Consider the following 26153-nt stretch of genomic DNA (forward strand, 5'->3'; position numbering starts at 1 on the left):
GAAGTTTTTCTTACTTTTTTGATTGTTCGAGCGTTTTTTGTTCAAAACACCCCATTTTCACTAGTATTCCTCTTAATTAAGGGCTTAAGGTGCCTATATAAAGGAGGATTTATGAGTTCAATACGCAGTTATAAAGGAATATCCCCTCAGATTGGGCAAGGTGTCTATATAGATACCAGTTCAGTACTGGTTGGTGATATCAAAATCGGTAACGACTCTAGCGTGTGGCCTTTGGTTGCAGCTCGAGGGGATGTGAACCACATTCATATTGGAGAGAGAACGAATATCCAAGATGGTAGTGTCTTGCACGTCACCCATAAGAATGCTGAAAACCCTGACGGTTATCCTCTCTTAATAGGTAATGATGTCACTATCGGGCATAAAGTAATGCTGCATGGCTGCACTATTGAGGATCGTGTACTTGTTGGTATGGGAGCGATCGTGTTGGATGGCGTGATTATCCAAAAAGAAGTGATGATTGGTGCTGGTAGCTTAGTGCCACCAAACAAGGTACTTGAAAGCGGTTACCTCTATGTAGGAAGCCCAGTAAAACAAGCTCGCCCATTAAATGATAAAGAGCGTGCCTTTCTACAGAAGTCTGCAGACAACTACGTTCAGAATAAAAATGACTATCTAGACTCTGTAATTTCAGTCTAAAGCGCTTTGATCTGAATCCGATTAGAGGAGTCATACTCCTCTTCTTCTATTAACTCTTCCGCTAGCTCTTCAATATCGAAACGTAACTCTGAAAAGATAACTAAAGCTTGATCGCCTTCTTCTATATCTTTACCTGCCAATCGTGATAATTCCTCAATAGACATGACACATTCGATCAATGCGCCCGACTGTTGTGCTGGGAACGTGATTGTTCGGCCCTCTTCATCCCAATCTTGGATATCAGGAAATAGAATTGATTGATTCATTTTTTATAAACACCCCATTACATCTCTAGATTTTTACGTAATTCTCTTAAAATCTGTTTTGTTCCCGGACGAAGACCACGCCAAAGCATAAAGCTTTCTGCTGCCTGCCCCACTAGCATACCCAAACCATCATAAGCAGCATGAACACCATTATCTAATGCCCATTGATTGAATACCGTCGTTCCAGATCCATAAACCATGTCATAAACGGCGCTAGTAGAATTGAAAATCACCTCAGACACTTCAGGAAGCTGCCCGCTTAGACCAGATGAGGTAGAGTTAATAATGACATCAAAGCCTTCATTAACATCACTTAGCCCCATCCCCTTGATGTTGCCATGCGACGAAAACATCTCAGCCAGAAGTTCAGCCTTGGAGCTGGTTCGATTAGCGACCACCAGCTGTTGTGGCTTTTGGTCGAGAAGAGGTTGAATCACTCCTCTCGCAGCACCACCAGCGCCAAGAAGAAGAACACGTGCTCCTTTTAGCGTGACTTGATGTTGAAGCAGGTCTTGAACTAAGCCCTCACCATCGGTGTTATCACCAATGATCTCTCCATCATCTAACTTCTTAAGGGTATTTACGGCACCAGCTAGTTCAGCTCTCTCAGTTAGGCGATTGGCTAACTGATAGGCATCTTCTTTAAAAGGCGCTGTGACATTGCACCCTCGACCACCTTCGCTGAAAAAGGTTTTGGCAGCAGTGATAAATTGACCGTGCTCTGGCTGTAATGCTGTATAGGTAAGTTGTTGGCTGGTTTGGCGAGCAAATAATGTGTGAATGAATGGCGATTTGCTTTGCCCAATAGGATTACCGAAAACGGCATAACGATCTACTTGCTGTGTCATATCCTTACCTAACAGAAATAATAAAAAGGGTCATCTATATAGATGACCCTATCACTATCCCTATAAGGAAGGAAGAACTACCAAACTCGAGGTTTGAGGTAGTCACTATAAAGCAGAGCTTCTGGTGAGCCCGCTTGCGGTTCATAGCGATATTCCCAACGAGCCAACGGCGGCATCGACATCAATATAGACTCTGTGCGCCCACCGCTTTGCAGGCCAAATAAGGTACCACGGTCGTAAACTAGGTTGAATTCAACATAGCGGCCACGACGGTATAGTTGGAAGTCACGCTCACGTTCGCCATAAGGTGTATCTTTGCGACGCTCGACAATAGGTAAGTACGCCGCAGCAAAACCTTCACCGACAGCCTGCATATAAGCAAAGCTCTTATCGAAACCCCACTCATTTAAGTCATCAAAGAACAGACCACCAACACCACGTGTTTCGTCTCGGTGAGGAAGATAGAAGTACTTATCACACCACTCTTTGTGTTCTTGATAAACATCATCACCAAACGGCGCACAAAGATCTTTAGCAGTTTGATGCCAAGATTGGCAATCTTCATCGACAGGATAAAATGGCGTTAAGTCAAAACCACCACCAAACCACCAAATCGGGTCTTCCCCTTCTTTTTCCGCAATGAAGAATCGAACGTTCGCGTGTGAGGTTGGGATATATGGGTTTTTAGGGTGGATAACTAATGAAACCCCCATCGCCTCAAACTTACGTCCGGCTAACTCAGGACGGTGAGCGGTTGCAGAGGCAGGCATTGCTTTACCAGCGACGTGAGAGAAGTTAACTCCACCCTGTTCAAATAAAGCACCATTGGTCATCACGCGAGTACGACCACCGCCACCTAGACGATCGCCAGGTTCTCGCTCCCATGCATCTTCTTCAAACAACGCTACACCATCAGCTTGCTCAAGCTGCTGGCAAATCGAATCTTGTAGGCTCAGTAAAAACTGCTTTACTGCTTCTTTATCAATTGCTGACATCTTACTTCCTTTGCAGGGTTTAGCCCTGTCTTAATATTTTCGACGTTTTTGCATCTCTAATTTCGCTTGGCTTCTCACGACCACCCGTTTGACCTTCTAAAATAGCCACCAAATGTTGGCCAAGTTGCTGCTTAACTTCTTCAGTCGTCATACAAGGCGGCTCGCCGGTCAGGTTAGCACTGGTAGAGGTTAACGGCTTACCAAACTCATTACACATTCTTTGAACCAAAGGGTGATCAGTCACTCGTACCGCGATGGAATCAAATTGACCACTTACCCAGTCAGTAACTTTGCTGCTGGTTGGCATAATCCAAGTGACCGGACCTGGCCATGTCGCTTTCACTGTTACCAACTGTTCTTCCGTCAACTGGCTTTCATCAATGTAAGGTAACAGTTGCTCGTAACTTGCAGCAATTAAGATCAACCCTTTCTCGATCGGTCGTTGTTTTAAGTCGAGTAATTTCTTGATGGCTTGTGGATTATCGGGATCACAACCGACCCCAAAAACGCCTTCAGTCGGGTAAGCAATGACTTCACCTTGTTGTAATGCCTGCAAAGTATGTTGAAAGTTATCCACGGGTTGCCTCATTAAGTCAGTTATCAAACTCGCTAAGTGTACAAATTATCATTCACTGTGACTAAAGCTATTTGTTTATAAAATGTATCAATTAACAACTTAGACTGACGCAAACGTTTTCCTTAAGTAATTTTACCCGTATAATGCGCGCAAAATATCTAATCACTAATTAAATCGTACCTGAAGGAGTTTGAGATGACTGTCGGTATTATCATGGGTTCTAAATCTGATTGGCCAACAATGAAGCTAGCTGCAGAAATGTTGGATCAGTTTGGCGTGGCGTACGAAACAAAAGTGGTTTCTGCTCACCGCACACCTCAGTTGCTTGCAGACTACGCAACCAGTGCGAAAGAGCGCGGTATTAAAGTAATTATTGCTGGTGCTGGCGGTGCAGCGCACCTTCCGGGCATGGCTGCTGCTTTCACAAGCGTACCAGTTCTGGGTGTTCCAGTTCAGTCTAAAGCACTGAAAGGCATGGACTCTCTGCTTTCTATCGTGCAGATGCCAAAAGGTATCGCGGTAGGTACTTTGGCTATCGGTGAAGCTGGCGCTGCCAATGCAGGCATCCTAGCGGCTCAAATCATTGGTACACACAATGAAGAAGTAATGGCAAAAGTAGAAGCATTCCGTTCTGAGCAAACAGAAACGGTTTTGGCTAATCCAAACCCTGCAGAGGACTAATTTCCATGCATGTTCTTGTGTTAGGCGCGGGCCAACTTGCTCGCATGATGTCCCTAGCTGGGGCACCGCTGAATATTGAAATTTCTGCTTTTGATGTTGGCAGCAAAAATATTGTTCACCCATTAACGCAAGCGATTCTAGGTAACGGCTTAGAAAATGCGATTGAGCGTGCGGACGTCATTACTGCTGAATTCGAACATATTCCTCACGATGTACTTGAGGTGTGTGAGCGCAGCGGTAAGTTCTTACCGACAACAGAAGCAATCAAAGCTGGCGGTGACCGTCGTCTTGAAAAAGCCCTGTTAGACGAAGCGAACGTGAAGAATGCTAAGTACTACGTGGTTAACTCTCGCGAAGACTTTGACGCTGCAATTGCTCACGTTGGCTTACCAATGGTGTTGAAGAGCACACTTGGCGGCTACGACGGCAAGGGCCAATGGCGCTTAAAGACATTAGACAATGTTGACGCGACTTGGGCAGAAATGGCTGAGTGCATTACCGCGACCGACAACCAAGCGATTGTGGCTGAAGAGTTTGTTCCGTTTGACCGCGAAGTATCACTGGTTGGTGCTCGTGATACCAATGGCGAGGTTCAAGTGTATCCACTGGCTGAGAATGTTCACACCGACGGCGTGTTGAGCTTATCGACAGCGATTGATGACATTGAACTGCAAGAGCAAGCTAAAGCCATGTTCACTGCCATTGCTGAGCGTTTAGATTACGTTGGCGTGCTAGCACTTGAGTTCTTTGATGTTCAAGGTTCACTGCTTGTTAATGAGATTGCACCACGTGTTCATAACTCGGGCCACTGGACGCAACAAGGCGCAGAGACTTGTCAGTTTGAAAACCACCTACGTGCAGTGTGTGGCATGCCACTAGGTAGCACTAAACTGATTCGTCCAACCGCAATGATCAACATTCTTGGCGAAGATACTCTTCCTGAGGCTATTCTTGCTCAAGGTGGTTGTCATGTTCATTGGTATGGCAAAGAAAAGCGTGCAGGTCGCAAGATGGGTCACATTAACGTGAGCGCTGACTACAACGCAGAATTACAAAGAGCTTTGTGCTCATTGGCTGAGATTCTTGATAAGCAAGCCTACCCTGCTGTGCATGAGTTTGCTGAGCAGATGAAGTAAGCCTACATTGGCTTATTGATATGAAAAGTTTATTGGATACAAAAACGGCGCTCAGTGAGCGCCGTTTTTTTGTGTCTATAATATCGAGTTATTGAGATTGAATGTGGTGACACTTGCGATCAGCGCATTGCTTCTTGGTACCACTGGCTGTTTTCTTCTCAAGTAACAACGGGAACTGGCACTGTTCACAACGACCTATAACAGGTGGCTGATTAACGGCGAACTTACACTTAGGGTAGTTATCACACGCATAGAAGGTTTTGCCATAGCGAGATTTACGCTCAACCAAGTGGCCTCGACCACACTCAGGGCAGGCAACAAGTGGCTGCTCTTCAGGTTGTTCTTTCGGTTGGTCCAAAGATTCGATGTGATTACACTCTGGATAACTGCTACAGCCAATGAACATCCCAAAGCGACCTTGCCTTAATACCAATTCGTTTTGGCATTTAGGACACGGAACGCCCAGCTCTTTCACCACATGACCATCATTTTGATGAAGAGGCTTGATGTAATCACAGCTCGGATACTGCTTACAGCCTAAAAATGGGCCGTGCTTACCGTGGCGAAGCTGAAGCTCCCCACCACACTGTGGACATGGTTCATGCTCAAACGCATGTTCATGTGCTGAAAAAAGCTGATTATCAATCTTACTACTCATGATAAGCCTGTATTAATGCAAGATACCTTGCTCTTTGGTGTACAACAGCTCTTCCATTTGCGTGTAAGCACTTTCATTACCCGGTACATTGAACAGTACCATTAAGATAATCCACTTCAGATCATCCAACTCAAATTCATTGGTCTCTAACCCCATGACACGATCAATCACCATTTCACGAATCTCTGTCGTGAGGACGTTGATCTGCTCAAGGAACAACAAGAAACCACGACACTCCATATTAATACGTGATATCTCTTTACTTGTGTAAACACGCATCGAGGTATTAGAGCACATAGTAATCGCCGCTTGGTTATCGGTATCTTGCAGTGCAGCAAGGTCTTCTAACCAATGGAGAGCCTTATAAATATCATCTTGGTGAAACCCCGCTCGAAGAAGTTCATCTTCAAGTTCGTCTTGATCCACCTGCAATTCAGAATCGCTATGGATGTAGGTTTCAAACAAGTACATCAGTATGTCCATCATCATAGCTTAGCCTCTCCCCTTTCGAATATAGCCACCGGAAACTGCAACAACATGCCCTGAGAGCTCAAGCTCTAAAAGCTGCATCATGACTTCATGCACAGGTATATGGGTTCTCTGTGCCAAAATATCAACGGGTGTCGCCTCTAATCCTACGTTAGCTAACAGCTGTGGAAATGGCAATTGTTCATTTTCACCCTCATTCGGCGTAGGTTCGAATAAGCTCGGCTGCTGATCTATAGACCAGTTTAACAGACTCTTTATTTCAATCAGAACATCTTGAGCATTTTGCACTAAACATGCTCCAGCTTTGATGAGACTGTTACCTCCGCGACTGGTTGGGCTATGAATAGAACCGGGCAGCGCAAACACTTCTCGACCTTGCTCCATGGCATAGCGAGCGGTAATTAAAGAGCCACTCTTCTCAGCCGCTTCCACCACCAAGGTTCCTAACGACAAGCCACTTATAATACGGTTACGACGGGGGAAATGTTCAGGTCTTGGTTTAGCACTCGGTCGAAACTCTGAAATCAGCGCTCCGTTCTCACAGATCCTCTCAGCTAGATTTCGGTGGCGGGCAGGATAAATGGAGTCCAAGCCAGACCCCAACACTGCAAAAGTTTCCCCTCTTTTATCTAGAGCACCATCATGAGCATAGCCATCGATACCTAAAGCTAAGCCACTGGTGACAATTAAACCGTTTTGGACAAACTCTTTGGCGAAGGACTTGGCGGTCTGCAGTCCTTCAATACTGGCATTGCGGCTGCCGACCATCGCGATTTGAGGCTCGATCAGTTTTTCAACGTGACCTTTAACGAAAAGAACACTGGGCGCAGAGGCAATCTCATTAAGCAGTTTGGGATAATGTGGGCAATTAGGGGTAATGATGTGATGGTTAGGCTGTTTTGCTTGCCATGATAAGCAAGCCTCCACTTCTCTTGGGGCTTGCTCTCTTAGATAAGAAATTTGTTTGCCTGATAAACCCATCACTTGCAGCTGCTGGCTTGAGTAGCCAACAATGTTCGAAGGGGAATCGATACTCAGCAGGCGAGAAAGGCGTTTGCCACCCAATTGAGGAACAAAACTTAGAGTTAGCCAAGCACTCAGTTGTTGCTCATTCACTCGGTGCCCTTAACCTCTTCTGTCAAAGCAAGATCCAAAGGCGATACTGCCAGAATGCCCTTGCTAACAGGCTTAGAGCTCTGAGTGATCAACGCGAGGCTAAAATACTCATAAGGACGAATGACCATCAAGCTACCCAGCGAGGTACTTGGCAATTGCACCTTATCGCTCGCCGCAGACTCTTTATAACTGTATTCACCTTGCTTACCAAACACCACCGCACCGCTTTCGCTGAGGGTAAACATAGAACCTTGGCGAAGGTTATCCTGTGAACCTTTGTTGATCACTACCACCTGATTCTTCGCGCTGTATTGGCTGCCATCTAATGAGCCCAAGATATTAGCAAATTGACCCGCCGCACTAGGTGCAGGATAAAACGTGGTAGAGAGCTTCACCTGATCAACACCAAGTTCTGGTAGCACAAGGTCGTTCAGCAATACCTCTTGCAGCTGAGTGTCTATCTGCAAGCTGCTGAACTCAGCATCCACTTCTTTTAAGCGCGCCGTGGCGACCAAACGCAACGAGGTCATACTCGCTTGAGGTTGCTGTCGCTGGTAGGTTTCAACGGCGCGGTAAATACCCCACTTTTGATGTTGTTGGTTGCCCGAGATAAACAACCGGTCTTCACCCGATAAGAAGCGTTTGCCATCACTGGTTCCTAATACTCGTTGTGCCGATTCGATATCTTGCTGCTCTACCAAGCGATCAGACTGTAAATAAGGTAGAACCAGTCCCTCGTTGACGGTAGGTACTGCTTTCTTCTCAGAGACACGAATCTTAGGGCTAAGCTTGATAACAGGCTTGAGGCTCAATACAGGCTCGCCATTAATCCAAACCAAAGACAGTTTATCTCCGGGATAAATAAGGTGAGGGTTTTCTATCTCTGGATTGACCTGCCATAACCTTGGCCACAACCATGGACTATCGAGATACATCGCAGAGATATCCCACAAAGTATCGCCCTTAACCACCACATACGCCTCAGGTGCGCCCTGTTTAATGGTTAAAGGTTGCTCACTATTTTCAGCCGTAGCGGCGAACGAAATCGAGGCACAAATAAGAGATAAAGCAGGCAATAAATGACGCATGACCTAGGTTCCTTGGTCTGAATATATGACATCTGATTGGAGAATTACCTTCAGGATGCTGTCATTTGACCTCTAAAATGTCTAGAATTGAGCCAACAAGGTTTAAGCTGTTTCGGCACAGTTCAATATTTCGAGTGTATATGTCTGTATTACAAGTATTAACATTACCAGATGATCGTCTACGTACCGTGGCGAAACCGGTAAAAGAAGTTACCCCAGAGATTCAAAAGTTCGTTGATGACATGATTGAAACCATGTACGACGAAGAAGGTATCGGCCTTGCGGCAACGCAAGTAGATTTCCACCAACGCATCGTTGTTATCGATATTTCAGAAACACGTGATGAGCCAATGGTGCTTATCAACCCTGAAATTACTGAGAAGCGCGGCGAAGATGGAATCGAAGAAGGCTGCCTATCTGTACCAGGCGCTCGAGCTCTAGTACCTCGCGCTGCAGAAGTAACGGTTAAAGCACTAGACCGTGACGGCAACGAATTCACATTCGACGCTGACGACCTTCTGGCTATCTGTGTTCAGCACGAACTTGACCACCTAGAAGGCAAGTTGTTTGTTGATTACCTATCGCCACTAAAGCGTAAACGTATCCAAGATAAGCTAGCGAAGATTAAACGTTTCAACGAGAAACAAGGTTAATAACCGCTGCTATTACTAAATTAGAAGGAAGCCTACCTTGAGTCAGTCTTTAAGAATTGTCTTTGCAGGTACTCCGGATTTCGCCGCCCGTCACTTGGCGGCGTTGTTGTCTTCGGAGCATGAAGTTGTTGCTGTTTACACACAGCCAGATCGCCCAGCAGGCCGCGGTAAAAAACTCACTGCGAGCCCAGTAAAAAACATCGCACTTGAAAACAATATTCCGGTTTACCAACCAGAAAACTTCAAGTCAGATGAGGCTAAGCAAGAGCTAGCTGAATTGAACGCTGACATCATGGTTGTTGTCGCTTACGGCTTATTGCTTCCGCAGGTTGTATTAGATACGCCTCGCTTAGGTTGTATCAACGTACATGGCTCTATCCTACCGCGCTGGCGTGGTGCTGCTCCGATTCAACGCTCTATTTGGGCAGGTGATAAAGAGACAGGCGTGACGATCATGCAGATGGATATCGGCCTAGATACTGGCGACATGCTAAGCATCGCAACGCTGCCTATCGAAGCGACAGATACCAGCGCATCAATGTACGAGAAGTTAGCGGGCCTTGGCCCTGACGCGCTTGTTGAATGTCTAGCGGACATCGCTTCTGGCAAAGCAGTTGCAGAAAAGCAAGACGATGAGCTTGCGAACTACGCGAAGAAGCTAAGCAAAGAAGAAGCGCGTATCAACTGGAGTGATGAAGCTGCGCATATTGAACGCTGCGTTCGTGCCTTCAACCCATGGCCAATGAGCCACTTTGAAGCTGCTGAGAACAGCATCAAAGTATGGCAAAGCCGTGTGGCAGAGCAAACTTCTGATAAGCCTTCAGGTACAATTCTGCAAGCGGATAAAACTGGTATCTACGTAGCGACAGGACAAGGCGTACTTGTTCTTGAACAGCTACAAGTTCCAGGTAAGAAAGCCATGTCAGTTCAGGATATCTTGAACTCACGTGCAAGCTGGTTTGAAGTTGGTACTCAACTTTCTTAATCCGCTTTTAAAGCTGTTAATTACACAGCTTAGAAAACCTTTACGAGGGCAGAGATGTCCTCATGTATTCAAATAAATATTCGGTACCCCTCATGAATGTTCGCGCTGCTGCTGCAAATGTCCTATTCCAAGTTGTCGATAAAGGCCACTCTCTTTCACACGCTCTCCCTGCGGCTCAAAAAACGATCCGTCCGCGAGACCATGCTCTACTGCAAGAGATTTGCTACGGCGCACTTCGTTATCTGCCTCGTTTAGAGTCAATCGCTAACGAACTGATGGAAAACCCGCTTAAAGGTAAAAAGCGTGTATTCCACCACCTAATCTTGGTGGGCATTTACCAACTAAGCTTTATGCGTATCCCTTCGCATGCTGCGGTTGCTGAAACGGTTGAGGGTACTAAAACACTGCGCGGTCCAAGCCTGAGTGGTTTGATCAACGCTGTACTACGTAGCTACCTACGTGACCAAGAAGAACTAGACGAGAAAGCCGTTAGCCACAATGCAGGCAAATACGGCCACCCAAGCTGGATTCTAAAAATGCTTCAAGAGAGCTACCCAGATCAATGGGAGCAACTGGTTGAAGCAAACAACAGCAAGGCACCAATGTGGCTGCGCGTTAACCGCCAACACCACACTCGTGACGAGTATGTTGAGCTGCTTAAAAACGAAAACATTGAATACACATTGCACCCTGAAGCAGCCGATGCCATAAAATTAGCTGCACCTTGTGATGTTACTTTGCTTCCTGGCTTCGACAGAGGTTGGGTATCTGTGCAAGACGCTGCTGCTCAGCTTTCGGTTGATTACCTAACACCAAAAGATGGTGAGCTGATCCTAGATTGCTGTGCTGCGCCAGGTGGTAAAACGGCACACATTCTTGAGCATACCAACGATACTGAAGTGGTTGCGATTGACTGCGACATCAAACGTCTAGACCGTGTTTACGATAACCTTGAGCGCCTACAACTACGTGCCGACGTAATTTGTGGCGATGCTCGCTACCCTGAAGAGTGGTGGATGGGTGATAAGTTCGACCGTATTCTGCTTGATGCACCTTGTTCAGCGACTGGCGTAATTCGCCGTCACCCTGACATCAAGTGGCTACGTCGTGCATCTGACATTGACGCGCTGGCTGAACTGCAAAGCGAGATTATGGATGCTATGTGGCGTCAGCTGAAAGAAGGCGGCACCATGGTTTATGCGACATGTTCTATCACGCCGCAAGAAAACGTGCTGCAAGTGAAAGCATTCCTAGCACGTACAGAGAACGCAACGCTGGTTGGGTCTGATATCGAAAATCCGGGTCGTCAAATACTGCCTGGGGAAGAAGATATGGATGGCTTCTACTACGCTGTTCTAGTAAAACAGGCATAACAACTAACAGCGGCTAAGAATTTATTTCTTAGCCGCTGTTTCTTTCTAGTGCATTATCGAAGCAAAATGCACGCACTAGAATTACAACGGCAAAAATAAGAGAAAGGCTATGAAGATCATTATCCTAGGTGCTGGACAAGTTGGCGGTACCCTTGCTGAAAACCTAGTTGGTGAAAACAACGACATCACCATTGTCGACCGTAATGCTGACCGACTTCGTGAACTTCAGGATAAGTACGACCTTAGGGTTGTAAACGGTTATGCCAGCCACCCAAACACACTACGTGAAGCAGGTGCGCAAGATGCCGACATGTTGGTTGCCGTAACCAATATGGATGAAACCAATATGGCTGCGTGTCAGGTTGCTTTCTCTCTGTTTAACACGCCAAACCGTATTGCTCGTATTCGTTCTCCTCAATACCTAGAAGAGAAAGAAGCACTCTTCAAATCAGGTGCGATTCCGGTCGATCATTTAATTGCCCCAGAAGAACTCGTCACTAGCTACATCGAGCGTCTGATTCAATATCCAGGTGCATTGCAGGTTGTGAGCTTTGCTGAACAGAAGGTTAGCCTAGTAGCAGTAAAAGCTTATTACGGTGGACCATTGGTTGGTAATGCACTTTCTGCTTTGCGTGAGCACATGCCGCACATTGATACTCGTGTTGCCGCTATCTTCCGTCAAGGTCGCCCTATTCGCCCACAAGGTACTACCATCATTGAAGCCGATGATGAGGTTTTCTTTGTGGCAGCGAGTAACCATATCCGCTCAGTAATGAGTGAGCTTCAGCGTCTAGAGAAACCGTATCGTCGCATCATGATTGTTGGCGGTGGTAACATTGGTGCAAGCTTGGCAAAACGCCTTGAACAGAGCTACAGCATCAAACTTATCGAGCGCAGCTATACTCGCGCCGAGAAACTATCTGAAGAATTAGAAAACACCATCGTATTCTGTGGTGATGCAGCCGACCAAGAACTGCTGACCGAAGAGAACATCGATCAAGTTGATGTGTTCATCGCTCTAACCAATGAAGATGAAACCAACATCATGTCAGCGATGCTGGCGAAGCGAATGGGTGCCAAGAAAGTAATGGTGCTGATTCAGCGTGGCGCTTATGTCGACCTTGTTCAGGGTGGCGTGATTGATATTGCTATCTCGCCACAGCAAGCGACGATTTCTGCGCTGCTTACTCACGTTCGTCGTGCTGATATTGTTAACGTATCCTCTCTACGTCGCGGTGCTGCTGAGGCGATTGAAGCCATTGCTCACGGTGACGAGACCACATCTAAAGTCGTTGGCCGAGCGATTGGCGACATTAAACTGCCACCGGGCACCACTATTGGTGCGATTGTTCGCGGAGAAGAGGTGCTTATCGCGCACGATAGAACCGTAATCGAACAGGATGACCACGTAGTGATGTTCCTAGTGGACAAGAAATACGTACCTGATGTTGAGTCTCTATTCCAACCGAGCCCGTTCTTCTTATAGCCTTGTTCTCGTAAGCTTGTTCTCGCAACTTTCTTTTTGTGAGAACGACGCTCCGGCACAAAGCTGTAATCAATTAAAGCTATGGTCTATTAAGCTATGGTCAACTTTCGTCCGATATTATTAGTGATAGGGTTAGTGTTATCAAAACTCGCCCTTTTCATGTACATCCCCACATTGGTCGCCTTTTTTACTGGCACCGGTGGCTTCCTCGAGTTTGGTCAATCAGTAGTGATCACGCACATTGTGGCGTTCATCTGCTTGAGTTTAGGCCGCTCCGCTAAGTTCCGACTTGGGGTGCGGGACATGTTCCTGATCACCTCTTTGGTTTGGACCATTGCCAGCGCCTTTGCCGCCCTGCCATTTGTCTTCATTAACCACATCAGCTTTACGGACGCCTACTTCGAAACCATGTCAGGTATCACCACGACAGGCTCAACCGTATTAAGCGGCTTAGACAGCATGGCACCAAGCATTCTGTTGTGGCGTTCTATACTGCAATGGTTAGGTGGTATCGGCTTCATCGTCATGGCGGTAGCGGTTCTACCAATGCTCAACGTTGGTGGTATGCGCCTGTTCCAAACCGAATCATCCGACTGGTCAGATAAAAGCAGCCCACGAGCAAAAACCGTCGCGAAGAACATCGTGGCGGTTTATCTGGTTCTGACTGGTTTATGCATCATTAGCTATTTGTTTGCAGGCATGGGCATCTTTGACGCGATCAATCACGCGTTCACAACACTGTCGACGGGGGGTTACTCAACCTCAGATGGATCGATGAACCACTTCTCCAACAGTGCTCACTGGGTGGGAACCCTGTTCATGTTCCTTGGCGGCCTGCCGTTCTTACTGTTTGTTAGCGCACTGCGTGGCAGAAAACTCTCAATCCTCTACAAAGACGCGCAAGTGAGAGGTTTCACGTACCTGTTCTTGGTCACCAGCGCCGTAATATCAACATGGTTGGTGGTTAGAGATGGCTACACTGTTATGGATGCGATGCGTGTTTCGATGTTCAACATCGTATCAGTCGTCACCACAACCGGTTTTGGCCTAGAAGACTTCACCGCCTGGGGTGCACTGCCAACCACCTTGTTTGCATTCCTAATGATGGCGGGAGCTTGCTCGGGTTCAACCTCTGGCGGTATTAAAATCTTCCGTTTCCAGATTGCGATGACCATGCTCCACAAACAAATGATGAAGCTGATTCACCCATCAGGCGTGTTTGTTCAACGCTACAATCAGCGACCTGTGAATGACGATATTGTGCGTTCACTCGTGGCATTTGGTTTGATGTTCTTTATCACGATTATCTTAATTGCAGGCGGCTTGAGCGCGATGGGACTTGATCCTGTAACCAGTATATCTGGCGCTATCACAGCCGTTGCCAACGTTGGTCCTGGTATGGGCAGCGTTATCGGTCCAACCGGGAACTTTGCTCCACTGCCCGACGCCGCTAAATGGTTGCTAAGCTTAGGAATGCTGATGGGGCGACTCGAGATATTGACGCTCATTGTTCTATTTTTCCCAGCCTTTTGGCGACGTTAACCAAGCACAAAATCAAGGAAACACAGATGAAATCATACGTACTTCTCGCTAGCGCATTGCTCGCAAACTCAGTATTCGTAAGTTCTGCCTTTGCTGATCAAATGGTCACCTTGCCTGATGGCAAGCAAGTGTTACTCAAAGATGATTTTACTTGGCAATACGTGGCACCAAAGCAAACGGAAGCAGCAACGACAACATCAGAGACTGCAGCGCCTGTTGTGGCAGTTCCAGTTGCGACTAACGTGCGTGGTACGACGATTGTCGTTGATAGCAAAAAGCCAAGCTTACAGCTATCTCAGTCAGGGGTAGATGTAGTGCTAGGCGCAAGTCACTATGAAGACGGTGAGCTGATTATCCCAACCGCGATTACTAACCAAAGCACACAAGCCGTGATCTTAGTATCGGTAAAACTCGATCTGTATTCAGCAAGCAGTGAATTATTAGAAGAGAAAACGGTAGCCGTTTGGAAATCAATTAAGCGTATGGCTGATACCTACCTTCGACCAAAAACAGATGCCGAAGGTACTTCCATCAAACTAGCGGTTGAACAGCACCCTGAGTACCAAATCAAAGCTGAAATCGTTGAAGTGCTGACTCGTTAAACCGGAGTCACGTACAGATAGATAGCGAAGAAATGGCAAGCGCAGCCCGCCAACACAAACAAATGCCAGATAGCATGATTGTAAGGGATGCGTTTTGCCACATAGAAAATCACACCCAACGAGTAAATCACGCCACCGAGTGCTAGTAGCACCAAACCACCCATCTCGATATTCATCGCCAGTTGATAGACTACAATCAACGACAACCAACCCATCGCTAAGTAAATGAACAGCGATAGACGCTTAAATCGGTAGACGAAGGCAATCTTCATGATGATGCCCACCAGCGCAATTCCCCAGATCACCGCCATCAAGCCCATCGCTAATGGGGTTCTTAAGCCCACCAAGAGAAACGGCGTGTAACTGCCCGCGATCAGCAAATAAATCGCACAGTGATCGAGTGTTTTGAGTAAGCGCTTGGTTTTCTCAGTGGTGATCGAGTGGTACAACGTGGAAGCAAGAAAGAGCAGAATAATACTGCTGCCATACACCGCCATACTGGCAACAGTAAGCATGTCGGCTTGGTAATCAAACGCACGAATCAGTAACAGGACTAAACCAACCACGCCAAGCACAACACCCAAGCCATGGGTTATCGCATTGGCGCGTTCTTCGATGTCACTGTATTCGCTCGCCGATGATGCAGACATGATTATCCTACTAGAGTAAATGTTCGATTTGCCTAGTATTGCACATTAAGCTTACACGTGTAAGCTTAAATTTTTATGACATCTTTTATGACATTAATAACGCCTAAACGGTGTGATGAAGCTAAGGTCTCTAAAGCTACAGAACCAAAGAGCTAACTAAGATGCGTTGTCTAGATACTCAAGTACCATCTTGCCCGCATCTTGTGGTGACGTATCCAATGGCACACTCAATTGACGCTGCAGTTGGCCAATGCCTAACAAGCTCGCCAACATGCCTTTTGCACCATCGCGATTACGGTCTATCTCAAACCACAACTTAAGCTCAGTTTCATCACGATGAGCTACAACCTCAAGCTCACGCCAACGGCCATGATATGGACCAGTGGTAGGAACAAACTCGAACTCTTGAACAAATGGCAGTTCAAAGCCCTCTACTGCTTCGCACTCAACTTGGCGAATACGCAGCCCTTGAGCTTCAAGCTCGTTAAAAATACCATCGAGGAGTGCGTCAGGGCGCACCGTTAAGATGTCTTTATCCGATGGATCAATCGCCATCGCAATATCGAGCCCGGTTTCTAGCCACACCTTTGAATCACCAATCGTGACAGGTGTGTTCAGCGGGACATCAAACTCACATTCAAAATCACGGGTTTCACCCGGCTGAATAACAAAGGCATACGGCAGGCTCCATTTGGCCAAAGAGTATGTCTGGTGCATTCGACGTGTTTGACCGCCCTCTTGCCTTTGCGAATTCATAGTAATTTCTTTGACGTAACGACAGCACAAGTTGAGATCGATATTGTCGATCTCTTGTGGCTGAGCGCCACCATAGACATGCACAATAATGCTCGCCTTCTTGCCTGGATAAAGCACTTCCTGTTGCAATACAGAATCCACCTTGGCAGATCCAATTCCAAAACTTGCTAACGTTTTCTTTAAGAACGACATATGCACCTCCTTTAAAGCATCATCTTAAGCCTGAAAGAGGTTCAAACTCAAATATACTGCTCACACTATTTTAGCTCTAATATCGTCTATTTATCACTCAGGCGTCGATCGATAACTTAGATAGTGATAATCTAAGCCTTGATATGCATGCATATCATTATCCTGATTTATTCTTCGGATTGGCGAAAGCCAGACGAGTGACGCTTCAAGCAATTGAGGTGGAGCTCATGGTAAATCAGGCCATTAGATTGGCAATGGATATGCCTGACCGTTAGGTAAATTAATGCGCCCAACAGCTGTCAGGTTCTCGCACACCAACCGTAGTGCGATGCGTCGTCGTAGTGGCTTTGTTGCTGCTCCAACGGCTAAGAAATTGGCTCCTACAATGACTCTAGTTGAGAAGACTGCTTTATTAGCACCGACTACAACGAAAGTGATTAAAGCCGCTTAACAAAAAGCGCAGTTTTTACTGCGCTTTTTTCTTGCCCGCTCCCATCTTGAAATGTGTTTACACATTGGTATTCCCTACCCGATTTGATACCTTAGCCACAAATCATTATAAAATTTGTGGAGAAATAAAGTATGAAGTGTCACCGCATTGAAGAACTGCTTGAACTGATGGAGCCTGAGTGGCAGAAAGATCAAGAGCTTAACCTATTAGAGTTCATCATTAAGCTATCAAAAGAAGCGGGCTATCAAGGCAAGCTTGAAGAACTGACTGACGATGTTCTTATCTATCACCTAAAAATGCGCAACAGCGAAAAAGATGAGATGATCCCGGGCCTGAAAAAAGACCAAGAAGATGATTTCAAAACCGCAATTCTAAAAGCACGTGGCCTTCTTTAGTCGCCCGTTAGTTTAGAGCTCAATTGCCGTATAGATAAAACACTCAATTTTAAAAAGCGACCACCAGGTCGCTTTTTTGTTTCTGTTCGCTATTTTTTCGTCACAACTGTTATGACTTTTGTTGTTAAAGGTTGATAGCGTTAAAGAAATGAGAACAAGATTGTCGCTATAATCGCCATCCATAAGAATCTTCTAAAATAATAAGAGTGAGTGCGATAACAACAAATGCACCAAGCTCAATTTCAACAGGTTCTCTAAACCATACTTTCAAGTAATGTCGTCATGCCCGACTTAACCGGGCAAACAAGCCACAAAAAGGATAGTCCATGAGTCAGGATAAAATCGATATCAAAGATGTGACTCCTAAAACCTTTAACCCGAAAACACATAAAGGTAATGGAGATCGATTTAACCCAAGTAACCGAATCTATGTTCGAGAAAGCAAAGGTAAATTCCAACAACTGCGTCGCTATGGCGGTTGGTTCTTACTTTTACTTTTTGCGCTTATCCCATGGATTCCCTTTGGTGAACGTCAAGCGATCTTGCTCGATATCGGCAGCCAACAGTTCAACTTCTTTGGCACCACCTTATACCCGCAAGATCTGACCCTACTCGCGATCCTATTTATGATTGCCGCGTTTGGCCTGTTTTTCATAACCACCTTCTTAGGCCGCGTCTGGTGTGGCTATTTATGCCCGCAAACCGTCTGGACCTTCATGTATATCTGGTTCGAAGAGAAGCTAGAAGGCGCTGCCAATAAGCGAAGAAAACAAGACTCGGGCAAACTGACGAGCAATTTAATCCTCAGAAAAACCCTCAAACACATTGCGTGGTGGGCGATTGCCATTGCGACGGGCTTAACCTTTGTTGGTTACTTCATCCCAATCAAAGAGTTAGTGGTTGGCTTCTTTACCTTTAACTCGTCTTTCTGGCCGGTGTTTTGGGTACTGTTCTTTGCTGGATGTACTTATGCCAATGCGGGTTGGATGCGTTCAATTGTTTGTCTGCACATGTGTCCTTACGCGCGTTTCCAGTCGGCAATGTTCGATAAAGACACCTTCATCGTTGGTTACAACACAGAACGTGGTGAAAGCCGTGGCCCTCGCTCTCGTAAAGCCGATCCAAAAGAGCTTGGTCTAGGCGACTGTATTGACTGTAATCTGTGTGTACAAGTGTGCCCTACGGGTATCGATATCCGTGACGGCCTGCAATACGAGTGTATTAACTGCGGCGCGTGTATTGATGCCTGTGACAACACGATGGAGCGTATGGGCTATGAGAAAGGCCTGATCAATTACACCACCGAGCACAGACTTGAAGGTCACTCGACCAAGGTAATGCGTCCCAAGCTGTTGGGCTATGGCGCTATCTTGATCGTGATGCTGGGCTTGTTCTTCGCCCAAATCGCGAGCGTTGATCCTGCCGGCCTAAGTGTTCTGCGTGACCGAAACCAACTGTTTAGAGTCAATAACCAAGGGTTGGTTGAAAACACCTACACCTTGAAAGTGATCAACAAGACTCAACAAGAACAAGAGTACAAACTCGGTGTTAGCGGACTGCCCGATTCTATCTGGTATGGTAAACAGACGATTACTGTCGATCCAGGCGAGGTTTTGAACCTACCTATCAGTTTAGGCGCCGACCCAGAAAAACTGAGCTCACCAGTTTCGACAATTCAGTTTATACTCTCGGATAATGAAGAGTTTACGATGGAAGTCGAAAGCCGCTTTATCAAGAAGCTCTGATACCCGCACCTTAGTGCTTGGTATAACAACCCAATAAATGGAAAAAGGCTCAGTAATGAGCCTTTTTTATTCTATGACGATGCAAGCCTTTAACTTTGATAACCTGACTCCTGACTTCATGTGGTACGCACTGGAGAGCATTGGAGTTCGTGCTGAATCCGGGCTTCTCGCTCTCAACAGCTACGAAAACCGGGTGTATCAATTCACCGATGAAGACCGTAAGCGCTACGTCGTTAAGTTTTATCGTCCGCAACGCTGGAACAAGGCACAGATCCAAGAAGAGCATGACTTCGCACTCGAGCTTATCGAGCAAGAGATGCCGGTTGCGCCTCCAATGCGAATCAACGGTGCAACCTTACATGAATACCAAGGCTACCTATTTGCACTATTTGAAAGTGTTGGCGGCAGACAGTATGAAGTTGACAATCTAGATCAATTGGAAGGCGTAGGACGCTTTCTTGGTCGTATTCATAAAGCCAGCGCGGGAAGAACATTCCAGCATCGCCCGACCATCAGCTTAGATGAATACCTTTATCAGCCACGTAAGATTCTAGAGAACTCTCAGTTTATCCCGACGCACCTAGAAAATGCCTTCTTCAATGACGTTGACCTTCTGATCAAAGAGCTAGAGAGCCAGTGGCCGAGCAACATTGAGAATATCCGCCTGCACGGTGACTGCCACCCTGGCAATATTTTGTGGCGCGATGGGCCAATGTTCGTCGATCTTGATGACGCACGTAACGGCCCTGCGATACAAGATCTGTGGATGCTGCTCAATGGCGAGCGCCAAGATAAGCTGATGCAACTGGATATTTTGCTAGAGAGTTACCAAGAGTTTTGCGATTTTAATACCGCACAACTGAAACTAATCGAACCACTACGCGGTCTACGTATGGTGCATTACATGGCATGGTTGGCGAAACGATGGCACGATCCTGCGTTTCCTCTGGCCTTCCCGTGGTTTAATGATCCGAAATATTGGGAGCAACAAGTACTTGCTTGTAAAGAGCAAATTGCTACCCTGCAAGAGCCACCACTTTCGTTAATGCCTCAGTGGTAACAGCAATCGCAACATACAACTAGATAAAAATTCAAACATAATGGAGATTGGATAAATGAAAAAGCTATTCGCATTTTTCTCATTGATCATGTTGAGCCTTACCGCTCACGCTGCGAAATTTAACGAAGGTGAACACTACAAAGTTCTCGACCTAGAAGCATCAAAAAAACCAATGGTGACAGAGTTCTTCTCTTTTTACTGCCCACACTGTAATAGCTTTGAGCCAATCATCCAGCAGCTAAAACAACAGCTACCTAAAGACGCTAAGCTACAGAAGAACCATGTTTCATTCATGGGTGGCAACATGGGTCTGCCAATGAGCAAAGCTTACGCGACAATGATTGCACTGAAAGTTGAAGATAAAATGGTGCCAGTGATGTTTAACCGCATCCACACAATGAACAAGCCACCACGTGATGAAGAAGAACTGCGTCAAATCTTCCTAGACGAAGGCGTTGATGCGAAGAAATTCGATGCTGCGTATAACGGCTTTGCTGTAGATTCTATGGTTCGTCGCTTCGACAAAGCATTCAAAGACAGCGGCCTTTCAGGTGTACCCGCTGTTGTGGTTAACAACCGCTACCTAGTAGAAGCTCAAGGTATCAACTCTCTTGATGAGTACTTCGAGCTCGTGAACTTCTTATTAAAGAAGTAAGCCATTGATGAAAGGAAGCTTCGGCTTCCTTTTTTTTTGCTAGTTCAAAAATCATTATTGATAAATAATTAACCTGGAAGTTTAAAGCTTTACTGCTATTAATAACCCGTCCTAAGAACCGGTGGGCAAGGAGCCCTTGAATGAAAATAAAAATAACTCTCTTGGCATTGAGCGTTGCGGCTTCTCCCGCTTTTGCCAAGCTTGCAGACCAACAAGGTTTCAGTGGTGAAATCTCTCTCAATACCGGGGTTACCTCTTCCACCTCGAACTTTAATACCGATGCTGATAGCAATCTTTCATCCACAGATCAGAAGGCTTCTTCGGAAAGCTCTTTTCTGGTTGCTCCTTTAGGTAGTGTTGCTTATACCTTTGGTGAAAAGCTAAACCATCAGGTATACACAGGTACCGCGCGAGATGATGTAGCAACAGGTACTGTAGTTCTCGAAGTCGGTTACAAATACCAACTTGAGTCAGGCATGGTGATCGACGCTTCACTGCTGCCAACCATTATGTCTGGTGAAACTTGGGCTGATCCATACAACACCACATCAGCTCGCACCAAGACCGATGAAACTGGCAATGCGTTTCGTTTGAAGCTAAGCAACATTGCGGGCTCAGCTTTCTCGCTAGACATGGCCTATGCGACCAAAGATGTCGACAAGGATGATATTCAAGATCAAGAGCTCAAACGAGATGCCAATACTCTCTACTTGAAAGGTCAATATCGCCTGCCACTTAGTCGTACCATGATGCTTATTCCATCCGTCATCTATCAAACACGTGATGCTGATGGTAAAGCTGAATCTTACGACCAATTCGGTGGTGAGGTAAGCTTGTTTGGTGGCATGGGGCGTCACAAGTACGCACTAACAGCGGGTTACAACCAACGCTCTTACGATGCGAGCAACCCGATCTACGACAAGAAACGCAGCGACGACAATATCAACCTATTCGCCGCCTATGAGTATGATCAATTCATGGATTGGGAAAACTGGTCGTTTATTTCACTGGCAGGCTACGGCACCAGCGACTCGAACATTACCTTCTACGACGAGTCTCAATATATCGTTTCAGTTGGCTTGAACTACAACTTCTAACCTTAGCGAGTATGAACTGCAATCCAACGAAAGCCTGCATCTAAGCAGGCTTTTTCTGCTTGCTAGACAGCTTGAGCCGTGAGTTGTTTCAGCAAGCGATCCATCGCGCGATAGCCTAGCGCTTCTGATAGATGTTTCTTTTCGATCTGCTCGTTACCGTCAAGGTCGGCAATGGTTCGTGCCACCTTAATAATTCGATGATAAGCACGAATCGATAAACCCAAGCGATGTAGTGCTGTCTCAAGAAACTCTGCATCTTCGCGTCGCAGTGGGCAATACTTCTCAATTTCTCGGCTACCTAACAGTGCATTCGATTTATGGTTGCGAGATAGCATTAACTCTCGCGCCTGCCTAACCCTTTGCTTAACTACTTGAGTGGTTTCACCGCGATCACCGCCTTCGGCCAACATTCCTTTTGGCAACAGAGGTATCTCCAATGACATATCGAACCTATCCAGCAAGGGCCCAGATAAGCGATTGAGGTAACGCAGGATGATCTGTGGGTTGGCGCGCGCCTGGTTACCTTCGTAATAACCCGTTGGACTTGGGTTAAGTGCACCGACCAATTGAAAACGCGCAGGAAAACGAGTCTTGCCCGCAGCACGGGAGATAATGATCTCGCCCGACTCTAGTGGCTCTCGTAATGAATCAAGCACCTTGCGCTCAAACTCCGGCATCTCATCTAAGAACAATAAGCCGTTATGCGCTAAAGAGATCTCTCCGGGGCGAGGCACCGAACCACCACCCACTAATGCCGCCATTGAACTGGAATGGTGAGGAGAGCGAAAAGGTCGTTGCTTCCAGTTGTATTGATTGATTTCTTGTTGCGTTAACGAGGCCACCGACGCGGTTTCCATCGCTTCGTCATCACTCATTTCAGGTAATAGGTCACGCAGTCGAGAAGCGAGCATAGTTTTTCCGGTTCCGGGTGGGCCAAGAAACAATAAGTTATGATTCCCAGCAGCGGCTATCTCTAGAGCTCGCTTGCCTTGTTGTTGGCCGATAATATCTTGTAGGTCGCGAAGCACTGAAACATCAGCCTGATGATGTTCCGTTCTATATAGCCCAAGCTGAGCCTGTCCACACATGTCAGCACAAACCTCCAACAAGGTTTGTGCAGATTTATGCGCTCCCTTGCCCACCAGCGCAGCCTGATCACCGTTATGATGTGGGACAACTAAGCATCGCTCTACACTGTCGGCGGCTAACGTCGCAGGCAAAACGCCCTTTACCGAGCGAAGTTCTCCTGACAATGCCAACTCACCGATAAATTCATGTTGAGCTATTTTTGATGTCGGAAGCTGATCTGACGCCACCAAAATCCCAAGCGCGATGGGCAGGTCAAAACGGCCACCTTCTTTGGGCAAATCGGCTGGGGCGAGATTGACCGTGATTCTTTTCGATGGAAACTCAAAGCGAGAATTGATGATCGCGCTTCTCACTCGGTCTTTAGATTCCTTGACCGTTGTTTCAGGTAGACCCACCAGCGTGAAGCCAGGCATTCCGTTGCTTATATGCACCTCAACGGTCACTTCTGGCGCCTCTACACCCACACTAGCTCGGCTATGAATTATCGCGAGTCCCATAACTTTCCTTTGTCTTTGATTTAAAAGTATTCGCTCTGGATATTCGTTGCTCACCAAAGCGATAAGGTTGTTATATAGCTTGGTGGAATGGTATTTTAATGTGAAAAAAGAATGACATTTCCCTTGTCATGCGGCAGATTTGTGTGATAACACTAGAGATGTAGACATTTACTGAAGACAATAAACGAGAAAACTCGAATATTATGATTTTTAACGCTCGCATTTACGCACTGATTAACCTGATTATCGTAGTCATTATTAAGACTGCGCGGGGGCGAGTGGGAAGAAAGTAACCACGAATTAGAAAAAACCCCCGCACTGACAAGTCCGGGGGTTTTTTCTAATTTAAACATTCGATTTTTATATTTTTGAGCATTTTCGGCTTTGCCGATTTACAGGAAGAATGGGAGCACAAGATGTGCAGAGACAAAGGAAACAGTTACCAAAATAAAGGTAATACGGGAGAATTCCGATGAAAGGCGCAGAACTAGTCGTATCCGCACTCAAGCAACAAGGAATTGAGACCGTATTTGGTTACCCCGGTGGTGCCATTATGCCAATCTACGATGCACTCTATGACGGCGGGGTTGAACATATCCTATGTCGCCATGAGCAAGGCGCCGCTATGGCCGCGATCGGCATGGCTCGAGCAACACAAGATGTCGCTGTTTGTATGGCAACGTCTGGCCCAGGTGCTACCAACCTAGTTACTGGCCTTGCTGATGCCTTTATGGACTCTATCCCAATGGTTGCCATCACTGGTCAAGTTGCAAGTTCCCACATTGGTACCGATGCATTCCAAGAAATGGATGTGATTGGTATGTCTCTGTCATGTACTAAACACAGCTACCTAGTAACTGATATTGAAGAGCTAGCTCCAACCCTCGCTGAAGCGTTTGTGGTAGCAAAGTCTGGCCGCCCTGGCCCGGTTATCGTCGATATCGCTAAAGACGTTCAACTAGCAGAAGCACCTGTTAACGCTCTTCCTGAATTTACTCCACCCGCAATTCCTGTTGCGACAACTGATGCCATTGAACAGGCACAGTACTTTTTGTCTCAAGCGACCCGTCCTGTTTTATACGTAGGTGGTGGTGTTCAACTTGCTAAAGCAACCGATGCGGTTCGTGAGTTTTTACGCCTAAACCCAATGCCAGCAGTAAGCACACTGAAAGGCTTGGGCACTATCGAACGTGACGACCCACACTACCTTGGCATGCTGGGTATGCACGGCACTAAAGCCGCTAACCTTGTGGTTCAAGAGAGTGACCTGTTGATTGTTGTCGGTGCTCGTTTTGATGACCGAGTAACTGGCAAACTCGATACCTTTGCGCCGCATGCTAAGGTTATCCATATCGATATCGATGCCGCTGAGTTCAGCAAACTGCGTCTTGCCAATGCGCCAATTCGCGGTGACATCAACAAGATCATGCCTCAACTAGAGCTAAGCCAAGACATCTCCTCTTGGGTTCATCACTCTGAAGGTCTTCGTAGCTCATTCAAATGGCGTTACGACCACCCTGGTGATCTGATTTTTGCTCCACTGCTGTTGAAGCAACTGTCAGACATGATGCCAGCAAGCTCTATCGTATCGACTGATGTGGGCCAACACCAAATGTGGGCAGCTCAGCACATTCAGCCTCGCGATCCACAGAACTTCATTACCTCTGCCGGTTTAGGCACCATGGGCTTTGGCTTGCCAGCTGCAATGGGTGCTTCGGTTGGGCGTCCTGATGACCAATCTATTCTAATCTCTGGTGATGGCTCGTTCATGATGAACGTGCAAGAGCTTGGCACACTGAAACGCCGCCAAATCCCAGTGAAGATGGTGCTTCTAAACAACTCTCGCTTGGGTATGGTTCGCCAATGGCAATCGTTGTTCTTCGATGGCCGCCACAGTGAAACCATCCTAGATGACAACCCAGACTTCGTGATGCTAGCGAAAGCCTTCGATATCCCGGGTAAAACCATCACGCGCAAAGAAGAAGTAGAGCCAGCACTGAAAGAGATGCTAGAAAGCAAAACCGCTTACCTACTTCATGTTCTTATCGATGAAGAAGAAAACGTATGGCCACTAGTACCGCCAGGTGCTTCAAACAGTGAGATGTTGGAGAACACATAACATGAAAAGATACCTATTAGACATCAAAGCCGATGATAAGCCTGTACTACTAGAGCGTGTTCTTCGTGTTATCCGCCACCGTGGCTTCATTGTTAAGCAAGTTGCGGGCACTCAAAACCACGAAAGCAAAGTGGCGAGTGTTGAGATCATCGTAGACAGTGACCGTCCGATCTCGTTCTTGGTAAACCAAATCGAAAAGCTGTGGGATGTACGTACCGTTGACGTTATCTCGATCAGCCGTAATGAACTGCCAAACAACAACTTACAACAAAAGATAAACGCATAAGGAACCACA

The 26153-nt window shown here is 46.5% G+C and carries 28 protein-coding genes; 17 read left to right on the forward strand and 11 right to left on the reverse strand.

All coding sequences use genetic code 11. The features are described from left to right. Positions 1-111: 111 nt before the first annotated feature. A complete protein-coding gene (locus AB6D93_RS18875) occupies positions 112-657 on the forward strand; it encodes a gamma carbonic anhydrase family protein (protein WP_017058763.1) in 546 nt (181 codons plus the stop codon). On the opposite strand, the gene AB6D93_RS18880 is transcribed toward AB6D93_RS18875, so the two are convergent. From AB6D93_RS18880 to AB6D93_RS18895, 4 genes are all read right to left on the reverse strand, one after another. Beyond that, on the reverse strand, positions 654-923 hold the full coding sequence (locus AB6D93_RS18880) for a DUF1488 domain-containing protein (protein ID WP_102331965.1): 270 nt from the start codon (positions 921-923) through the stop codon (positions 654-656). The genes AB6D93_RS18875 and AB6D93_RS18880 overlap by 4 nt on opposite strands. A gap of 17 nt (positions 924-940) precedes the next feature. Next, a complete protein-coding gene (gene aroE / locus AB6D93_RS18885) occupies positions 941-1771 on the reverse strand; it encodes a shikimate dehydrogenase (RefSeq protein ID WP_017067739.1) in 831 nt (276 codons plus the stop codon). Between the two features lie 77 nt (positions 1772-1848). Beyond that, a complete protein-coding gene (gene hemF, locus AB6D93_RS18890; RefSeq protein ID WP_017069580.1) occupies positions 1849-2766 on the reverse strand; it encodes an oxygen-dependent coproporphyrinogen oxidase in 918 nt (305 codons plus the stop codon). Positions 2767-2785: 19 nt separating this feature from the next. Then, the gene (locus AB6D93_RS18895) at positions 2786-3343 is read right to left on the reverse strand and encodes an L-threonylcarbamoyladenylate synthase (RefSeq protein ID WP_065584144.1); all 558 of its coding nucleotides are present in this window, start codon (positions 3341-3343) and stop codon (positions 2786-2788) included. Between the two features lie 195 nt (positions 3344-3538). On the opposite strand from AB6D93_RS18895, the gene purE reads away from it, so the two are divergent. Next, positions 3539-4024, forward strand: coding sequence for a 5-(carboxyamino)imidazole ribonucleotide mutase (gene purE, locus AB6D93_RS18900; protein WP_004735777.1), 486 nt, complete (start codon positions 3539-3541; stop codon positions 4022-4024). 5 nt (positions 4025-4029) lie between these two features. After that, a complete protein-coding gene (locus AB6D93_RS18905; protein WP_102321074.1) occupies positions 4030-5160 on the forward strand; it encodes a 5-(carboxyamino)imidazole ribonucleotide synthase in 1131 nt (376 codons plus the stop codon). 88 nt (positions 5161-5248) lie between these two features. Here the strand turns inward: AB6D93_RS18905 and AB6D93_RS18910 are convergent, their stop codons facing one another. The 4 genes from AB6D93_RS18910 to AB6D93_RS18925 are packed head-to-tail and all read right to left on the reverse strand — an operon-like array spanning position 5249 to position 8511. Further along, positions 5249-5818, reverse strand: coding sequence for a type I DNA topoisomerase (locus tag AB6D93_RS18910; RefSeq protein WP_102331966.1), 570 nt, complete (start codon positions 5816-5818; stop codon positions 5249-5251). A 12-nt stretch (positions 5819-5830) separates the two neighbouring features. Next, a complete protein-coding gene (locus AB6D93_RS18915; protein WP_029235095.1) occupies positions 5831-6307 on the reverse strand; it encodes a DUF494 family protein in 477 nt (158 codons plus the stop codon). Positions 6308-6310: 3 nt separating this feature from the next. Continuing rightward, positions 6311-7423 carry a DNA-processing protein DprA gene (dprA, locus tag AB6D93_RS18920; protein WP_017071760.1) on the reverse strand — a complete coding sequence of 371 codons (1113 nt, stop codon included), beginning with the start codon at positions 7421-7423 and terminating at the stop codon, positions 6311-6313. Further along, positions 7420-8511 (reverse strand): LysM peptidoglycan-binding domain-containing protein, encoded by a 1092-nt coding sequence (locus tag AB6D93_RS18925; RefSeq protein ID WP_102331967.1) that lies wholly within the window; start codon positions 8509-8511, stop codon positions 7420-7422. The genes dprA and AB6D93_RS18925 overlap by 4 nt, the downstream gene beginning before the upstream one ends. A gap of 140 nt (positions 8512-8651) precedes the next feature. On the opposite strand from AB6D93_RS18925, the gene def reads away from it, so the two are divergent. From def to AB6D93_RS18955, 6 genes are all read left to right on the forward strand, one after another. Continuing rightward, the gene (gene def / locus AB6D93_RS18930; RefSeq protein WP_017058772.1) at positions 8652-9164 is read left to right on the forward strand and encodes a peptide deformylase; all 513 of its coding nucleotides are present in this window, start codon (positions 8652-8654) and stop codon (positions 9162-9164) included. 37 nt (positions 9165-9201) lie between these two features. After that, positions 9202-10149 (forward strand): methionyl-tRNA formyltransferase, encoded by a 948-nt coding sequence (gene fmt, locus AB6D93_RS18935; RefSeq protein ID WP_017063006.1) that lies wholly within the window; start codon positions 9202-9204, stop codon positions 10147-10149. Positions 10150-10241: 92 nt separating this feature from the next. Continuing rightward, complete coding sequence (gene rsmB / locus AB6D93_RS18940) at positions 10242-11522, forward strand: 16S rRNA (cytosine(967)-C(5))-methyltransferase RsmB (RefSeq protein ID WP_017063007.1); 1281 nt, start codon at positions 10242-10244, stop codon at positions 11520-11522. A 109-nt stretch (positions 11523-11631) separates the two neighbouring features. Further along, a complete protein-coding gene (trkA, locus tag AB6D93_RS18945; protein ID WP_004735766.1) occupies positions 11632-13008 on the forward strand; it encodes a Trk system potassium transporter TrkA in 1377 nt (458 codons plus the stop codon). A 96-nt stretch (positions 13009-13104) separates the two neighbouring features. Then, positions 13105-14550, forward strand: a complete 1446-nt coding sequence (locus AB6D93_RS18950; RefSeq protein ID WP_017077319.1) for a TrkH family potassium uptake protein — start codon at positions 13105-13107, stop codon at positions 14548-14550. Positions 14551-14576: 26 nt separating this feature from the next. Next, complete coding sequence (locus tag AB6D93_RS18955; RefSeq protein WP_102331968.1) at positions 14577-15152, forward strand: DUF3157 family protein; 576 nt, start codon at positions 14577-14579, stop codon at positions 15150-15152. Here AB6D93_RS18955 and AB6D93_RS18960 read toward each other — a convergent pair. Further along, positions 15149-15802: a hemolysin III family protein gene (locus tag AB6D93_RS18960; RefSeq protein WP_102331969.1), complete on the reverse strand. Its 654-nt coding sequence runs from the start codon at positions 15800-15802 to the stop codon at positions 15149-15151. The genes AB6D93_RS18955 and AB6D93_RS18960 overlap by 4 nt on opposite strands. A gap of 156 nt (positions 15803-15958) precedes the next feature. Then, entirely contained in the window at positions 15959-16750 is a 792-nt protein-coding gene (locus tag AB6D93_RS18965; protein WP_017058778.1) for a sporulation protein, read from the reverse strand. A gap of 283 nt (positions 16751-17033) precedes the next feature. On the opposite strand from AB6D93_RS18965, the gene AB6D93_RS18970 reads away from it, so the two are divergent. The 6 genes from AB6D93_RS18970 (at position 17034) to AB6D93_RS18995 (ending at position 22153) form a co-directional block, all read left to right on the forward strand. Continuing rightward, a complete protein-coding gene (locus tag AB6D93_RS18970; protein WP_004739323.1) occupies positions 17034-17201 on the forward strand; it encodes a hypothetical protein in 168 nt (55 codons plus the stop codon). Positions 17202-17332: 131 nt separating this feature from the next. Continuing rightward, a complete protein-coding gene (locus AB6D93_RS18975; RefSeq protein ID WP_009848104.1) occupies positions 17333-17596 on the forward strand; it encodes a YihD family protein in 264 nt (87 codons plus the stop codon). Positions 17597-17922: 326 nt separating this feature from the next. After that, positions 17923-19341 carry a cytochrome c oxidase accessory protein CcoG gene (gene ccoG / locus AB6D93_RS18980; protein ID WP_017058780.1) on the forward strand — a complete coding sequence of 473 codons (1419 nt, stop codon included), beginning with the start codon at positions 17923-17925 and terminating at the stop codon, positions 19339-19341. Positions 19342-19414: 73 nt separating this feature from the next. Beyond that, the gene (locus AB6D93_RS18985; RefSeq protein WP_017058781.1) at positions 19415-20401 is read left to right on the forward strand and encodes a serine/threonine protein kinase; all 987 of its coding nucleotides are present in this window, start codon (positions 19415-19417) and stop codon (positions 20399-20401) included. 55 nt (positions 20402-20456) lie between these two features. Next, positions 20457-21056, forward strand: a complete 600-nt coding sequence (locus tag AB6D93_RS18990; RefSeq protein ID WP_017063015.1) for a thiol:disulfide interchange protein DsbA/DsbL — start codon at positions 20457-20459, stop codon at positions 21054-21056. Between the two features lie 140 nt (positions 21057-21196). Continuing rightward, entirely contained in the window at positions 21197-22153 is a 957-nt protein-coding gene (locus tag AB6D93_RS18995) for a DUF2860 domain-containing protein (RefSeq protein ID WP_102331970.1), read from the forward strand. A gap of 62 nt (positions 22154-22215) precedes the next feature. Here the strand turns inward: AB6D93_RS18995 and AB6D93_RS19000 are convergent, their stop codons facing one another. Continuing rightward, complete coding sequence (locus tag AB6D93_RS19000) at positions 22216-23739, reverse strand: YifB family Mg chelatase-like AAA ATPase (protein WP_017058783.1); 1524 nt, start codon at positions 23737-23739, stop codon at positions 22216-22218. 472 nt (positions 23740-24211) lie between these two features. On the opposite strand from AB6D93_RS19000, the gene ilvG reads away from it, so the two are divergent. Beyond that, positions 24212-25858: an acetolactate synthase 2 catalytic subunit gene (gene ilvG / locus AB6D93_RS19005; protein WP_102331971.1), complete on the forward strand. Its 1647-nt coding sequence runs from the start codon at positions 24212-24214 to the stop codon at positions 25856-25858. A 1-nt stretch (position 25859) separates the two neighbouring features. Beyond that, complete coding sequence (ilvM, locus tag AB6D93_RS19010; RefSeq protein WP_017055442.1) at positions 25860-26144, forward strand: acetolactate synthase 2 small subunit; 285 nt, start codon at positions 25860-25862, stop codon at positions 26142-26144. Positions 26145-26153: the final 9 nt, after the last annotated feature.

The sequence above is a fragment of the Vibrio sp. 10N.247.310.23 genome (assembly GCF_041467155.1).
GTDB lineage: Bacteria > Pseudomonadota > Gammaproteobacteria > Enterobacterales > Vibrionaceae > Vibrio > Vibrio crassostreae_C.